Origin of the sequence: Pseudooceanicola lipolyticus (genome assembly GCF_002786325.1) — a bacterium.
Taxonomy (GTDB): Bacteria; Pseudomonadota; Alphaproteobacteria; order Rhodobacterales; family Rhodobacteraceae; genus Pseudooceanicola_C; species Pseudooceanicola_C lipolyticus.
Map to the genome: position 1 here is coordinate 56,408 of NZ_PGTB01000003.1, position 14,280 is coordinate 70,687.

Annotated in this window: 19 protein-coding genes; 16 read left to right on the plus strand and 3 right to left on the minus strand. The window is 60.2% G+C overall.

Annotated elements, in window-relative coordinates; all coding sequences use genetic code 11:
• The first annotated feature begins 46 nt into the window (after positions 1-46).
• The 5 genes from CVM52_RS02570 to CVM52_RS02590 all read left to right on the plus strand — a co-directional run bounded on the left by CVM52_RS02570 (position 47) and on the right by CVM52_RS02590 (position 3,609).
• On the plus strand, positions 47-580 hold the full coding sequence (locus tag CVM52_RS02570) for a cupredoxin domain-containing protein (RefSeq protein ID WP_100161037.1): 534 nt from the start codon (positions 47-49) through the stop codon (positions 578-580).
• Positions 581-588: 8 nt separating this feature from the next.
• A complete protein-coding gene (locus CVM52_RS02575; protein ID WP_100161038.1) occupies positions 589-1,911 on the plus strand; it encodes an ABC transporter transmembrane domain-containing protein in 1,323 nt (440 codons plus the stop codon).
• Entirely contained in the window at positions 1,908-2,348 is a 441-nt protein-coding gene (locus CVM52_RS02580; RefSeq protein ID WP_100161039.1) for a c-type cytochrome, read from the plus strand. Before CVM52_RS02575 ends, CVM52_RS02580 begins: the two co-directional genes overlap by 4 nt.
• Positions 2,349-2,376: 28 nt before the next feature.
• Complete coding sequence (locus CVM52_RS27585) at positions 2,377-2,823, plus strand: hypothetical protein (RefSeq protein ID WP_240620839.1); 447 nt, start codon at positions 2,377-2,379, stop codon at positions 2,821-2,823.
• A 28-nt stretch (positions 2,824-2,851) separates the two neighbouring features.
• Positions 2,852-3,609, plus strand: a protein-coding gene (locus CVM52_RS02590; RefSeq protein WP_100161040.1) for an IS5 family transposase whose coding sequence is annotated in 2 segments (ribosomal slippage) — positions 2,852-3,173 and positions 3,173-3,609 — 759 coding nt in all. Because the reading frame shifts where the segments join, the coding sequence is not laid out codon by codon here.
• A 44-nt stretch (positions 3,610-3,653) separates the two neighbouring features.
• Here CVM52_RS02590 and CVM52_RS02595 read toward each other — a convergent pair.
• The 3 genes from CVM52_RS02595 to CVM52_RS27590 all read right to left on the minus strand — a co-directional run bounded on the left by CVM52_RS02595 (position 3,654) and on the right by CVM52_RS27590 (position 5,930).
• Positions 3,654-4,067 (minus strand): hypothetical protein, encoded by a 414-nt coding sequence (locus tag CVM52_RS02595; protein ID WP_100161041.1) that lies wholly within the window; start codon positions 4,065-4,067, stop codon positions 3,654-3,656.
• Positions 4,067-5,293 carry a replication initiation protein RepC gene (repC, locus tag CVM52_RS02600; RefSeq protein ID WP_100161042.1) on the minus strand — a complete coding sequence of 409 codons (1,227 nt, stop codon included), beginning with the start codon at positions 5,291-5,293 and terminating at the stop codon, positions 4,067-4,069. Before repC ends, CVM52_RS02595 begins: the two co-directional genes overlap by 1 nt.
• Before the next feature lie 289 nt (positions 5,294-5,582).
• The gene (locus tag CVM52_RS27590) at positions 5,583-5,930 is read right to left on the minus strand and encodes a hypothetical protein (RefSeq protein ID WP_240620840.1); all 348 of its coding nucleotides are present in this window, start codon (positions 5,928-5,930) and stop codon (positions 5,583-5,585) included.
• 686 nt (positions 5,931-6,616) lie between these two features.
• Between CVM52_RS27590 and CVM52_RS02610 the strand changes: the two genes are divergently transcribed.
• The 11 genes from CVM52_RS02610 to virB9 all read left to right on the plus strand — a co-directional run bounded on the left by CVM52_RS02610 (position 6,617) and on the right by virB9 (position 14,259).
• On the plus strand, positions 6,617-6,886 hold the full coding sequence (locus CVM52_RS02610) for a hypothetical protein (RefSeq protein ID WP_133119769.1): 270 nt from the start codon (positions 6,617-6,619) through the stop codon (positions 6,884-6,886).
• A gap of 115 nt (positions 6,887-7,001) precedes the next feature.
• Positions 7,002-7,574: a lytic transglycosylase domain-containing protein gene (locus CVM52_RS02615; protein WP_100161044.1), complete on the plus strand. Its 573-nt coding sequence runs from the start codon at positions 7,002-7,004 to the stop codon at positions 7,572-7,574.
• 12 nt (positions 7,575-7,586) lie between these two features.
• A complete protein-coding gene (locus CVM52_RS02620; RefSeq protein ID WP_100161045.1) occupies positions 7,587-7,874 on the plus strand; it encodes a TrbC/VirB2 family protein in 288 nt (95 codons plus the stop codon).
• A gap of 19 nt (positions 7,875-7,893) precedes the next feature.
• A complete protein-coding gene (locus CVM52_RS02625; protein ID WP_100161046.1) occupies positions 7,894-8,223 on the plus strand; it encodes a VirB3 family type IV secretion system protein in 330 nt (109 codons plus the stop codon).
• A complete protein-coding gene (locus CVM52_RS02630) occupies positions 8,223-10,577 on the plus strand; it encodes a VirB4 family type IV secretion/conjugal transfer ATPase (RefSeq protein WP_100161047.1) in 2,355 nt (784 codons plus the stop codon). Before CVM52_RS02625 ends, CVM52_RS02630 begins: the two co-directional genes overlap by 1 nt.
• The gene (locus CVM52_RS02635) at positions 10,574-11,290 is read left to right on the plus strand and encodes a type IV secretion system protein (RefSeq protein WP_100161048.1); all 717 of its coding nucleotides are present in this window, start codon (positions 10,574-10,576) and stop codon (positions 11,288-11,290) included. The genes CVM52_RS02630 and CVM52_RS02635 overlap by 4 nt, the downstream gene beginning before the upstream one ends.
• An 11-nt stretch (positions 11,291-11,301) precedes the next feature.
• Positions 11,302-11,562, plus strand: coding sequence for an EexN family lipoprotein (locus CVM52_RS02640; RefSeq protein WP_100161093.1), 261 nt, complete (start codon positions 11,302-11,304; stop codon positions 11,560-11,562).
• A 25-nt stretch (positions 11,563-11,587) separates the two neighbouring features.
• On the plus strand, positions 11,588-12,481 hold the full coding sequence (locus CVM52_RS02645; RefSeq protein ID WP_100161049.1) for a TrbL/VirB6 family protein: 894 nt from the start codon (positions 11,588-11,590) through the stop codon (positions 12,479-12,481).
• Between the two features lie 46 nt (positions 12,482-12,527).
• The gene (locus tag CVM52_RS02650) at positions 12,528-12,728 is read left to right on the plus strand and encodes a hypothetical protein (protein ID WP_100161050.1); all 201 of its coding nucleotides are present in this window, start codon (positions 12,528-12,530) and stop codon (positions 12,726-12,728) included.
• Positions 12,725-13,411, plus strand: coding sequence for a VirB8 family type IV secretion system protein (locus tag CVM52_RS02655; RefSeq protein ID WP_100161051.1), 687 nt, complete (start codon positions 12,725-12,727; stop codon positions 13,409-13,411). Before CVM52_RS02650 ends, CVM52_RS02655 begins: the two co-directional genes overlap by 4 nt.
• Positions 13,408-14,259 (plus strand): P-type conjugative transfer protein VirB9, encoded by an 852-nt coding sequence (virB9, locus tag CVM52_RS02660; protein WP_100161052.1) that lies wholly within the window; start codon positions 13,408-13,410, stop codon positions 14,257-14,259. Before CVM52_RS02655 ends, virB9 begins: the two co-directional genes overlap by 4 nt.
• The last annotated feature ends 21 nt before the right edge of the window (positions 14,260-14,280 follow it).

The following is a 14,280-nucleotide window of genomic DNA, read 5'->3' on the forward strand; positions in this document are numbered from 1 at the left end:
AAGCAAGAATATCTCGTAAAATCAAGCGCTACGGAGGTAGCCGAGCATGATGAATTTCCTGAAAACCTGCACCACCGCCCTTATGCTCGTCTTTCCGGCTTTCTCAGTGAACGCTTCCAGTGGCAAAGGCCAGCAACCTCATGCGCGGGCCTTCGAAGTGCCTGGCCATAATCCGATCGGGAAACCCGGCGATGGCTCCACTTTCGACAGGTCGATCGAAATATCCATCAGGGAGACAGAAAGCGGATACATGCTTTTCGAGCCGGACGCGATCCAGATTGAAAAGGGATCGGTCGTTCGGTTTTTGATCGGCAATACGGGCGCTCTGGATCACGAGTTCTTTCTCGGCTCCTTTGACGAAATTGCGAAACATCAGCAGTGGATGCGCGAACACCCCGATATGCAACATGATCGCGCCAACTCGGTTTTGATCCCAAGTGGACAAAATGCCGAGCTGGTCTGGGAGTTCTCCGATATGACGAACCTGGAGTTCGTATGCTTGATACCCGGCCACCGGGAAGCGGGCATGTGGGGCGTCATCATCGTGCACGATCACCTTGCGCCGAAATCCAAGGGTTAGAATTTTTGATGTCACTCCTGGACAGGTATCACGTGCTTGTACACAACGTATCTGCCGCGTTCGGGTACGACTACAGCGATGCGACGCCAGACTGGGTTCACCCGTTCATTCATCTGATACTGGTCTTGGCACCAGCGCTGCTGATCACTGTCGGCTCATATCTTGCTATTCGCGGCATTCTCAAGCTTTGGAAGCGCCGTCACACCCCCACGTTCCACCCTGAACCCATACGGGGGCTTGAAGGCAGTCTTTTCAGCACGGTCCTGCGCTACTCCAGAAGGCAGCAGGCATTGATGATTGTAGTCAGCCTCATCGCGATGCCTATTCTATATTTGACCCTCGAACTGCCAAAGCAGATCGTAAACAACGCTTTGGATTCTGATCATTTCCCCGTTGCCGTTTTGGGACGAGACGTCGATCAGGTCGTTTTCCTAATGCTTCTCTGTGGTCTCTACCTTTTGGCGATCATCCTGAATGGGCTAAACAAATATGGCCTTAACGTGTTCAAGGGATATGTAGCTGAGCGTTTTTTGCGGCGCTTCCGGCTGCTGGTCTATCGGCAATGGCGCAGCGATCCCGACTCCCGAAACCAGAGCGAAATCGTCCCTATTCTCGCACAGGAAGTTGAGCCCATAGGTGGCTTCGCGGCAGATGTCCTCACGCTGCCAATCCTACAAGGTGGTACACTGTTGACGATCCTGTTTTTCATGTTCGTTCAGGACCCTGTGTTGGGTGCCGCCGCACTGACCGTGCTGCCAATCCAGCTCGTGCTGCTGCCCAAGCTACAGCGGCGAGTCAACGCCCTTTCACGTACAAGAATCAAGGAAGTCCGACAGCTCGGCAGACAGCTTAGCGAACAGCTGCATGAACGGCAGGTCAATCCGACCGGACTGCTACCGGCCGGAGCGAGTTTTAGAGAGCTTGAGCACGTCCGCAGGAAGATTTTCCGCCTGAAGTTCTTCATCAAGGCCCTCAACAATTTTCTAACCGCGCTGACCCCATTCCTGTTCTACTCATTGGGAGGATATTTCGTCATCGAAGGGCGTATTACACTCGGTGCCCTGGTGGCCGTCCTAGCCGCACACAAAGACTTCTCGGCACCGCTTAAAGAACTCTTCAATTACTATCAGACGCTGGAAGACACGCGGATCCGGTACCACGAAATCACGACCTTTTTCAACAAATCGATCCAGCAATCCGCAATTGTTCAAGCAGACAACACCATGCCGCAGGAGGTCAGTCAATTCGAGCAAGCCCAACTGAGATACCCGGCTTCGTCTCTAAAAAGGCAGGGGGCCATCGCAACATCACGAGAGAGTTTGATAGTATGAAATGGGCAGCGATATTTTTTGCTCTGGTCGCCGTCGCTGCAGCAGTATGGTTCATTGTGCAACCGAGCCACACTCGGACGGGCGCCCAGAGGCAGGACAGCATCGCGCTTCCCGCGGGTGCTCTCGCTACTGTCAAGCTACCAAACAGTTTCACAGAGCAGGAGCAAATCGGCGCAAGCGCTTATGATGCGGTCTGTTCCGCTTGCCATGGCCGAAACGCGCAGGGCCAAGATGGCGTCGCTCCTCCGCTTGTTCACAAGATCTATGAACCCAGCCACCACGGCGACATGGCGTTTGTCCTCGCAGCGCAGAATGGAGTTCGGGCGCACCACTGGGAATTTGGCAACATGCCAGCGGTTGAAGGCGTGACGCGCTCAGACATCCTTGCTATCGTGGCGTACATTCGAGCTTTGCAGCGGGCCAACGGAATTGACTAAGCATTTTCGTCGGTCAAAAGAATGGGAGTTGGCGCACGGTCAATCAGCATTTGGTTTGCCACAGAAAAGCAATAACGGTGGGAAAATTCTGTTCATGATTAAATATTCTGCTGCGTCGACTCTGATCCTTGGTGCATTGTTCGCTTCGTCCACCGCATCATACGCGGAGGAAACCGGATTATTCAGATTGACCGACCGCGGATCACCTGTTGGCATCAATGCTCGCGAACCATCACTCGCACCCTTGTCGGATGGCAGGGTTTTGCTGAGCTGGACCGAAGAAAGCGGAACCGAAGCGGAAGTTCGCATGGCCATCCTCAACGGCAGTGAGTGGTCGGACGTCCGCACAATTAATGTATCGTCAAAGACTTACATCAACTGGGCCGACTTCCCTTCGGTAGTGGCGCTTGCTGGTGGCGGTTTGGCGGCACAATGGCTAGGGTCAGGATGCATTGATTTCAGTTGCGCTGCGTGATTCACGCCTCCGAAAACGGAGCGATGACATGAGCGATCTCTTCTGGCTGACCGACGCGCAGATGGCACGTTTGGCTCCCTTCTTTCCCAAGTCACACGGGAAGCCCCGGGTTGATGACAAGCGAGTGCTGAGCGGGATTATCTTCATCAATCGCAATGGCTTGCGTTGGCGTGACGCTCCTGCTGCATATGGTCCTCACAAAACACTTTACAGCCGCTGGAAGCGTTGGAGCGAAAAGGGGATCTTCGCGCGGATGATGGCCGGACTGGCGGCGGAACACGGTGAGAAGACGACCGTGATGATCGACGCGACACACCTCAAGGCTCACCGAACGGCGACCAGCATGGCCGTCAAAAAGGGGGGCGTGGTCGCCTGATTGGTCGCACCAAGGGCGGCATGAACACCAAGCTGCACGCCATCTGCGACAGTCAGGGACGACCGATCGACCTGTTCGTCACCGCTGGACAGGTCAGCGACTACATCGGCGCACGGGCGCTGCTCGGTGGCCTGCCAAACGTCAAATGGCTACTCGGGGATCGCGGCTATGATGCTGACTGGTTCAGAGAAGCGTTGCAGGACAAGGGGATACGTGCCTGCATCCCAGGACGGAAGAAACGCAAGACGCCGGTCAAATATGACAAGCGGAGATACAAACGGCGTAACCGCATCGAAATCATGTTCGGCAGGCTCAAGGACTGGCGGCGCGTCGCGACCCGCTATGACCGATGCCCCAAGGTGTTCCTCTCAGCCATCGCCCTCGCGGCTCTCGTCATTTACTGGTTATGAATCCTGACCCTAGCGCAAGATTTCACCATAGAAATCTTCCTCTATCACCTCCCTGCGGAAGATTTCCTGGCGGCGCCGGCATAGCCGGTGCCGCCAGCGTTTGGTCGATAATCCAAGAAGAGTTCGCCGGTATCCTTCATGGCGACACTTTGCGGACGAAACCCATCATCGCCCTGACCAGCTTTGCCCGGCTCTGTCGTCTCCAGCACTTGTTGGTAGTCGTAAGCCGCGGCTCGCGCATCATCTCTGATCCGGCCCGACGTTTCGTTCAGACAGTTCAGATAATCCTCGACCTCGCTGAAGTAGCGCCGAAACTCCGCCCGTACCTCAGCACCGGAAAGCCCGGCATCGAGAAGGTGTGCAGCCTCTGGCCTGATAGGCTCGATACACAGTTCTTGGGCCGTCCCAGAAACCGTGAGAGCAGCCACGATGGCCGCCGATAAGATGAGCGGTTTCATCAGCGCCTCCTGCTCCGTTCATTCAGCCCGATCAGGCTTCCCATGATGTTCAAAGAACCGGTCCGCTGCGCCCGCACCATACCGCGCAGATACGCCCCTGCCGAAAGGATGGTGATCTCCGGATCGGCAACCTTGGCATCGGTGATCAGAACACAAAGCATCGCTGCATCCTCCTCAAGCACGCCCACGGCCTCATCCCAGGCAGATTGGTGGATACCCAACTCAGGTAGACGCTTCTGCGCGGCGATCACGAAGGAATGGAAATCCAGCCTGCCGCGCTTCTGTCGCTCGATGTCGAGCCACATCTTCATCTCTTCGGAACAAAGGCCGTACAGACGGTCACAGCCAAGTTTCTGAATGAATTTGGACTTGTGCGCCTCGCTGGCCACCCCATCCTGTCTTTCTAAGCAACGGACGCGGCCGCTAGGCTGCGGCCCAGAAACGGTGGATCGCGTGGGCTTGCCCACGCTCCGCGTATCGTTATGGTCGTTACAAGGTACTTCGTTAGAATCTTGAGTTGTATCTTGTATATGAGAGCGCTCGTTGTCGAGCGATCGATCATGCGTTTCGTGCAGCAAGTTAGACGCAGAAATCGTCAGCGCTTCGGCTTCAGCCTCGTGGTTCTGAAGCTCTTCGAGCGACATCCGATGAAGCGCCTGGCCTGACGGCCACCCTGCGAAATTCTGATGGATGCGCTCGACCTCTGCTGCCAGCCTATGACACCCGACCAGCTCGCGCAGGATACCTTTTAGGTGCCGCTTATGCGAGCTGCGCTGCCCTCGCAGGCGGGCATGAGCCCTGCGATCTGCCTCGATCTCGTCGCGCAGAGACAGAAACTCTTCGACGCGCGCGATCGCCACGCCGAAGAAGACGCCGCAACCGGAGAAGCCGGACCGCGCCCCATTGGCCATGGTCCGCTTCTCGATGAGCCCCGCGCGGACAAGCGCCGCCTCGTGTTGCCGGATACGACAGGCCGTGACGCCACGCTTGTGCGCGATCTCGTTCTGGCTGAGGTAACAGCAGGGTTCATCTACGCCGCACTTGAACGCGCTCGGCCTGGTCGACGCAATCATGGTGCGAAAGGTCATCATCGCGGCAGCACCGACGCCAAGGCAGGAAGCAACCGCGTCCACAAGCGCGACAAAGCCGTCACGCTCCATGCCGCGTGGAAGCGTTGGTTTGACGGCCTCGCACCGTCGGGCAGGCAAAGATTGGGGTACATGCATCTCTTCGTTCCTCGTTCGTCTGAAGCGAGGCGGCGGCAGGCAAACGTCTACAGGTCGCAAAAATGCGTTTTGACTTGCCTGCAAGGTTGGGAAGCTGATAGGCTAAATCATGATTACGGATGATTACGGGCTTGCCGGCCCTAAGTCCCTCAGCCCCCGTGGAAGGTTGCCGCCTTCGCGGGGGTTTTACGCTCTAAAGTCCTTGCTGCTCCTCTTTGTCACGGCCTTCCTGGCCGCATTCTTGCGCCCTTGGCGTACCCAGCATCGGCGATGCCAGCACCTGCGGTGATCAGTAATTCACCTGCTCGTAGCCATAGTTTCCCTGGTAGTCGGTCCACTCGATGAAGACGGCCCTCCGGTAGAGGCTCGGACAGCTTTCGCCCCAACTGGTGAGACCTTCGAATGCGTCCGGCAGTGACGTCACCGACCCGCTGTACCAGCTGAAGTCGCCCTGCACCCCATATGTGCCGACGCGGACCTTTTCGCTTTGGCGACAGTCGCCATCACCGCTTTCTCGTTGCCGGGCATACTCTACGTTGTAGACGCGGATGGAGCGAACGAAGTCATACTCAGCCCCGCTGATGTCGACATCGGCCACGCCGTTGTCATCGGCATAATCCGCGATCAGGGACAGCATCTCGTCCCGCTCCGACCTCGGGGGAAGCACCCCCTCGACAACTGCCGAGAATGGCGGCGGAGCCGAAGGTCTAGGCCTGCCGAACGCCTCATGAAGGAGCGGCAAAGCCCTCTCATCTTCAGGTGGGCGGTAGCCCACGCCCAAGGGGCAATTCCAGATCTGCAGGGGCGGCTCCACCGGCCAGGGCGTGATCCTGCTGATGAAGACAGATCGCGCCTCGTTGCACTCGGTGCTTCCGGGCCAGCCTCCCGCCAGACAGATCAGGATCGCGCAGTCTACTTGGTAAGCTTGCGCAGCGGGAGGTGCCGCCAGGAGTAAGCTCGTACAGGTCAGGGCGGTCGCGGCACCGCGCTTCATCGCGTGTCCAAAATATAACAAACCTTCTGGCTCCCTCGGAACTTCACTCGGCATGTCCCCGCCGTCGCTCCGCTCTCGGGATGGTCACAGCTGGGTGATCATCCTATAGCCGAGGGAGGCAAGGATAGCGCCAAACTTCCAGAGGAAGCGCTATTTGTCAAATACGCTTGATGTCACCTAGGCGCTTGTATCAGCTATAGGCGAATTTATGTCTTTTGGCGCTTTTTTCAAATTTGGGCTTTAACGTTGAAAAAAGTCGTGATTCAAGGATACGCAGCACCTGTCCAGAAAATCCCAACGACAGGTGTCAGCCAATGTGGAACCCACGCGTGATTACGACTGATGCAGTGCAAAACTTCCTCGAGAAGGGTGGCAAGCTCGACTACCGCCCGATTCACACCCCAAAAGGATGGAACTGGGAGCTCTGGGCTGTTCAGACGAACGGCGCGGCCAGCCCGGTCATTTCCTCGAAGACTGGCGAAGCCCGCGTCTTCAAGTCTTCCGACGCGCTGGTCAGCTTCCACATGCGCATCTTCCCCGACGCCGAAGGCGTCTGGGTGCCTGCCCCGAAATCTGGACAAGACGAAGACACCGAGTGATCGCCTCGGCGCTGCGCGCTGGCTGATCCTCCGACCGCTCTGCGGTTCTCTCCTCTCCCTCTCGATCCTTTCCGCATTCACCGTCGGCTCACCGCGCCTTGCGCTGGCTGAGCCCATGAATGCCACCGCGTTCCGGGCCGTCGCCGAAAACTGCGCGCCCGGTGTCGCCCCCTCCATCATGGAAAAGCTCGTCGCCGCCGAAAGCGGCTTCAACCCGTTCGCCATCGGCGTAAACGGACCGGATCGGGCGTCCTATGCGCCGCGCTCCGCCAATGAGGCCGCACAGATCGCCGCCCGCTTGATTGCCGAGGGCAAGTCCATCGACATGGGCCTCGGGCAAATCAACAGCGCCAACCTGTCCTGGCTCGGGCTGACGCCTGCCACCGTGTTCGATGCCTGCCGCAATCTGACGGCGGCGGAAACCGTGCTGCGCGACGGCTATGACCGGGCGCGCGATGCCGGAGCGGACCAAACGCAGGCCCTGTACCAGGCGCTTTCTTCCTACAACACCGGCTCTTTCACGCGTGGTTTCCACAACGGCTATGTGGCCCGCGTGCTGGGAGAGGGGTCCGTGACCGCCCCCTCGTACGACAAGCGGTCACCCTCCCTGAGCGACGACAAGGACAGCGCGAAACGATGGGACGTGTTCGGCGCGGCCACCGGATCGAACGCCTTGGTTTTCCAATAGAAGGACGCAACCATGAAGACCTTTCTGACCCGCCACCGGCGCATCGGCGCCCCGATGTTCCTGGCTGCGGTCCTGACCGCAGCGGCGCAACCCGCCGCTGCCGCAGGCTTCACCGACTTCCTGAACAACATCCTCGACGAGTTCGAAAGCGCCAAGCAGCCCATTGCCCTGATCGCCCTCATGTTCATCGGCGCGGGCTGGCTCTTCAACTTCGTCGACCTGCGCCGCGCCGCCTGGGCCGTTGGCGGTGTCGTCCTGATCTACGCCTCCTCCGAGGTGCTGAGCATGATCACTGGCTGACCGGCAGGAAGGGCACCACATGGAAAAGGTGAAGATGAACGAGGACGTGCTGTTCCTCGCCCTCACGCGCCCGGCGATGATCTTCGGCATCCCTGTCGAAGCCTTTGCCATGTGCTGCGGCATCGGCGGTCTGGCGATGATCGCCGCGGACTCGATCTTCTACCTGCCCATTGCGGTCCCCCTGCTCGGCGTCTCTCGCCTGATCGTCGAGCGCGATCAGAACGCTTTCCAAATCCTGTTTCGCTGGCTGGACACAAATGCCCGGTGCCGGAACCGGAGCCTTTGGGGGGGATCATCGACATCCCCCCTGCGTCTCCGCCGCCTCTACAAGATCGAGGAGATCGACTGATGGGCCTGCTCGACAAGATCAAGACGGAGAACACGGCAGACCGCTACCTTCCCTTCATCCGCCATTCGGACGCGCACACGATCATCACCCGCAACCGGGGTGCCTTCCAGATGCTGAAGCTGGAGGGCGTGTCTTTCCGCACGGCGGATACCCAGCTCATCAACACGCTGCACAACCAGCTCAGCCACGCCCTGCGCAACATCGCCGACGACACCGTCATGGCCTATGTCCATGTGGTCCGGGCCACCGATGACGACTATCCGTCCGGCACCTTCCTCACCGACCTCGCCCGCTGGATCGACGAGAGCTACCGCCGCCGCATCGAGGCCAAGCGCCTCTTCCGCAACGATCTGTATCTGACCGTCTACATGCAGCCCCGCAGCCTGCCCGGTGGTCGGCTGGCGAAGGGCGTCCGTCGTGCCCGAACCAGCCAGATCGAGGTGGACCAGGATCTTCTGGACGATCTCGATGACAAGACCACGCAGCTAACCCGCAGCCTCAGCCGTTTTCGGCCCCGGAAGCTCTCGATCATCAGGGACCATCGCGACCTGCTGATCTCCGAGCCTGCCAGCGTCCTGAAGCAGCTGATCTCTGGCCGATATGAGCCGGTCCCGCTGGTTCACGGGACCATTGGCAATGCGATCTACACTGATCGGGTAATCTTCGGGCGGGAGGCTCTGGAAATCCGCCATGCCGCCGCCAGCACCTATGGCGCGATGTTCGGCATCAAGGAATACCACGCCCGCACCCGCCCGAACATGTTCGACAACTTGCTGACGGCCCCCTTCCGCTTCGTCCTGACCCAGTCCTTCCGCTGCACCGCGAAGAACGAGGCCATGCGCCAGATGACCCTCAAGGAGGGGCGGCTGCGCAACGCGAATGACCCCGCCGTGTCTCAGGCGGACGAGCTGCGCGACGCCCGCGACGACCTGATGTCGGGCGAGTTCGTGATGGGCGAGCATAACCTGTCGCTGACGGTCCTGACCGAGGACGCGAAGGAGCTGAAAGCCCGCGCCGCCGATGCGCATAACCTGCTGTCGGAATCCGGGGCTGTCGTTGCCCGCGAAGACATGGGGCTTGAGCCGCAGTTCTGGGCGCAGCTTCCCGGCAACCACGCGCACCGGGCGCGGGTCGCGATGGTGACCAGCCGCAACTACACGGCCATGTCGCCGCTGCACAATTACCCGACCGGCCACCGGCACGGCAACGAATGGGGCGATGCGGTCAGCAAGCTCCAGACCAGCGCCGGAAGCCCCTTCTACTTCAACTTCCATGTCGGAGATCTCGGCCACACCTTCATCTGCGGCCCCTCCGGCTCCGGCAAGACGGTCGTGCAGACCTTCCTGCTGTCGCAGCTGGAAAAGTTCGGGGCCAAGCGCGTCCTCTTCGACAAGGATTACGGCGCCGAGATCTTCGTCCGCGCCTCGGGCGGCTCCTATCTCGATTTCCAGTCCGGTCGCCCGACCGGCTGCGCCCCGTTCATGGCGATCGAGCTTGATGCCGACGGCCAGGCTTTCATGGTCGAGCTGGTCAAATCCATGCTGGGCGGCGAGCGCGTCACCTTCTCGGCCGAGGACCTCCGGCGGATCGAGATGGCCGTCGCGAGCCTTGCCAACCTGCCGCGCACTGGCCGCACCGTCTCTGCCCTACGCGAATTGCTGGGGTTCGGCGGCGGCGCGGAAGATATCGGCAACCGGCTGGATCGCTGGCTCAGCAACGAACGGCTCGGCTGGGTCTTCGACAACTCCGAAGACACCATCGCCTTCGATGCCGACCTGGTGGGCTTCGACATCACGGCCTTCCTCGACGATCCGGAAATCCGCAACCCGATCATGATGTATCTCATGCGCCGGGTCGAAAACCTGATCACCGGCCAGCGCATCGCGATCTTCATCGACGAGTTCTGGAAGGCCCTGTCCGACCCCTACTTCTCGGACTTCGTGAAGAACAAGCTGAAGGTCATCCGCAAGCAGAACGGCATCATCGTGGCCGGGACGCAGTCAGCCTCTGACGTGGTGAACAGCCCCATTGCCCGCACGATCATCGAGCAATGCGCCAGCCAGATCTTCTTCGGCACCGACCGCGCCAGCCGCAAGGACCTGGTCGACGAGTTCGGCCTGTCCGAACGCGAGTTCCAGATCGTGCGCGACGAGCTGCCCCTCGGCCATTTCCTCATCAAGCAGGCGCAGAACTCGGTGGTCTGCGACCTCGATCTGTCGGGCCTCGATGACGTGCTGACAGTCCTGTCGGGCCGCACCGCCACCAACGCCATCATGCACGCGCTTATGCAGGACCACCCGGCCCCGAAAGACTGGCTCCCCCGCCTGTTCCAGAAAAGGAAGGACCTACGATGACAAGGCTCTCCATGCCCGCCGCTGCGCTGGCGATCTCCCTCTCGACTGCGGCTCATGCCCAAGGCGTGCCCGTGGTCGACACGGCGGCCATCGCCAACGCCAAGGCCGAGTTCGTCAAGGAAATCGCCCAGATGGTCGAAGAGCTGGAGCAGGCCAAGGCGCTCTATGCCTCGATCAACGGCCTGACCGACATGGATTCCATCGTCAGCGCTCTGAACTCGCCCGATGTTCGCGAACTGCTCGGGCCGGATGCCATGCAGATCGCCAGCGACTTCGACATTGATCTCGATGACCTGGGCGATCTGGCAGGCAAGGCGCAGGACGCGGCTGACTTCTCCGCGCTGGATGGGGCCAATATCGACGCCGACGATTTCTACCAGAGCGAGCTGGACCGCATTCGCAACCAGTCGGCCCGCGACACCGCTGTCGGGGATCGGATCGTGTCGCTCTCCGATGACCGGCTGGCGGGGCTTGAGCAACTGCGCAGCAAGATCGGCTCTGTCTCCACCCAGAAGGAGGTGGACGCCCTGAACGCCCGGATCGCGGTGGAACAGGCCATGCTCCAGAACGACACCAACCGCATTCAGGGCCTCGCCATGCTCCAGCAGGCCCAGGCCAAGGTCGAAGAGCAGCGCCAGACCGAAATCGCCGTACAGCGCCGCATGAGGGAAGAGGCCGCTTTCGAACGCCTCTATGGGCCCGACGCATTTTGAAGGAGATCACCATGACGCCCCAGAACCCCATTCTCGCGGCCTTGACCGCCACCGTCCTGCTCATGGGCTGCAAGGAGGAGGAGAACCGGACCGTCGACTATTATTCGTCCAACCCGGAAGAACGCGCTGAGATGCTGGCAACCTGCGAAGTCTCTGATCGGGCATCTGAGGACGCGAATTGCGTCAATGCCGATTTGGCGGAGCAGCAGGCCAAGCGAGACCAGGATCGCGAAGGCTTCCAAAAAACATTCGGGGACCCTTCGTTCGACTGAACCGGGACACGGAAGGACCGCCACCATGCTGCAAGCGCTCTACGACAATTTTGCTGACAGTCTCACCGACAAGATGAACGACATCAGCAGTACCATCTCTTCCGAGCTGACTGCACCGCTGACGGCGGCCCTGACGATCTACCTGTTTCTCTACGGCTGGGCGATCATCCGTGGCTCCATCCACGAACCGCTGATGGATTTCACCCTGCGCGGCGTGAAGCTGGCGATCATCTGGACCCTCGTGTCCAGCGCCGGCGATTACTCGTCCTGGGTCGGGGACACGATCCTCAACGGCATCCCCGATTTCGTGGAAACGCTGACCGGCGGCTCGACCGACCTGCCCTCCGATCCCGTCATGGCGATGGCCGGTAAATTGAGCCTCGAGGTTCAGGAGCATTACGGTTCCGGCCTTGCCGGCTCCATCTACGGATATGTCCTCTCCATCGTTCTGATCCTCATTGCCGTGCCGTTTGCCGCGTTGGCGTTTGTCGTCAGCTTGGTCGTGCACTTTGGACTGGCCTTGATGGCCGCGATTGGTCCGATCTTCATCGCCTTCGCCCTGTTCGACGTCACACGTGGATGGTTCTTCGCCTGGCTTAGCCAGTCGCTGAACTTCACCCTCCTGAAGCTCTTGGTGACGGTTCTCATGATGACGATCACGGCCTTCGTCGGGGACGTCTACACGAACTTCAACATCAACGACGGGGCCGCTTCGATCTCAGCCTTCATGGTCACGATGTTCTGCGGCACGATCTTCTTCTTCCTGCTTCCCTCCATCGCGGCGGCGCTGAGCGCCGGGGCCGGTGCCTCGACCGGCGCCGCGCAGCGCTTCGTGGAGCGGAAGCTTCTGGGAAATGCGGCACCCCGACAGGGAGGCAGCACCCCCCCCGCCAGTGGCTCCGCGACACGACAGAGCTGAGGCGGACAAATCCACCTCTTCCACGATTAGACTCCAAGGTTACGCGATGAAGAAACTTGTCCTCCTGATGGCCGTCCTCAGCATTTCGGCCTGCGCCACGACGACGCCGCTGCCGGATGTGAAAGGCTCGGTCGTCCGCCCTCTGAACCCGACCAAATGGGATTATCAGGCCGCCGTCCTCGATAAGCAGAAGGAAATCGGCGTCACGCCCCAAATCGCGGACACGCGGGAGGGAGACGACGCATGACGGTATCGCAGGATAAGGACCTTGCCGCCTATCTGAAGGAGGCCCGCAGCTTCGATTATGACAGCCGCCTCGCCGCCGAACGCTCCAAGCGGACGGCCTGGATCATCGCCGGGGCCGCCAGCGTCATGGCGCTGACCAGCGTCGCCGCTGTCGGCTTCATGGCTCCGCTCAAGGAAGTGGTGCCCTTCGTCATCCGGGTCGATCAAGCCAGCGGTGTGCCCGAGGTCATGACCCGGCTGAGTGACGGCGAAACCACCTATGACGAGGCCGTCACCCGCTATTTCCTCGCCCGTTATGTCCGCGAGCGCGAAGGCTACACCTATGCCGAACGGGAAGCGATCTTCCACGAGGTGACGCTGATGTCCTCGCCCGAGGAACAGGCACGCTTCTCGACCTATTACAACGGCTCTAACCCCAAGAGCCCGCAATACGCCTATGGCACCGACACCAAGGCCGAGATCAAGATCCGCTCGATCTCCTTCCTGAACGACGGACTGGCACAGGTCCGGTTCTACAAGACCGAGAGCAACGAGCGGGAAAATCTGACGACGCAAAGCCTCTGGGTCTCGACCATCGGCTTCGATTTCGACGCCGATGCGGAGATCAGCACCGAGGATCGTACGATCAACCCCCTGGGCTTCATCGTCAGCACCTATCGGGCCGACCCGGAGGTGACGGAATGATCCTGCGTACAGCCCTCATCACCTGTCTGGCGCTCAGCGCCGCCGCGCCTGCCTTAGCGCTCGACATTCCGAACCCGTCGCGTTCCGACAGCCGCGTCCGCTCTGTCAGCTACAACGAATGGGACGTGGTCCGTGTCGTCGGCACCCTGCGAACCTCCGTACAGGTCGTCTTCTCCCAGACCGAAGAAATCATCGACGTGGGCAGCGGTGACACCGTCGCCTGGGAGATCGTACCGCGCGGCAATATTCTCTACCTCAAGCCGCGCGAGGCCAACCCGCCTACCAACCTCCAGATCGCGACCATGCGCGAGGATGGCACCACCCGGACCTATTCCTTCGAGCTGATCGTCCGGGACGGCGCGATCACCAACAACTCCAAGGATGTCTATTTCCAGATCAGGTTTGCCTATCCGACCGACGAGGCCAACCGCCGTCGCGCCGAAGCCGCAGACCAGAAAGCGCGGGCGCAGGAAGAGGCCGCCAAGGCAAGGCTGGCGGAATCCGTGGCAACCTCCGGCTCGAAGAACTGGCGCTATCTGGTCGCCGGGTCGCATGACCTCCAGCCGTCGCAGGCCTACGACAACGGGGAAATGACGGTTCTGTCCTTCTCGCGGATGAACCGGATGCCCTCGGTCTTTGTCGTGGACAGCAGCGGCACCGAGCGCATGGCGAACACCACGGTCCGCAAGAACCAGATCATCGTGCATGACGTGGCCCCCGAAATGCGCCTGCGCCTCGGGAACCAGGTCACCGCTATCTACAACATGGGTCTGGGATCTTCGCCTGGTGGCTACACCGGCACCGGCACCACCAGCCACTCCGTGCAGCGCGAAATCATCGGACAGTGATCATGACGACTGAAGAGCAAG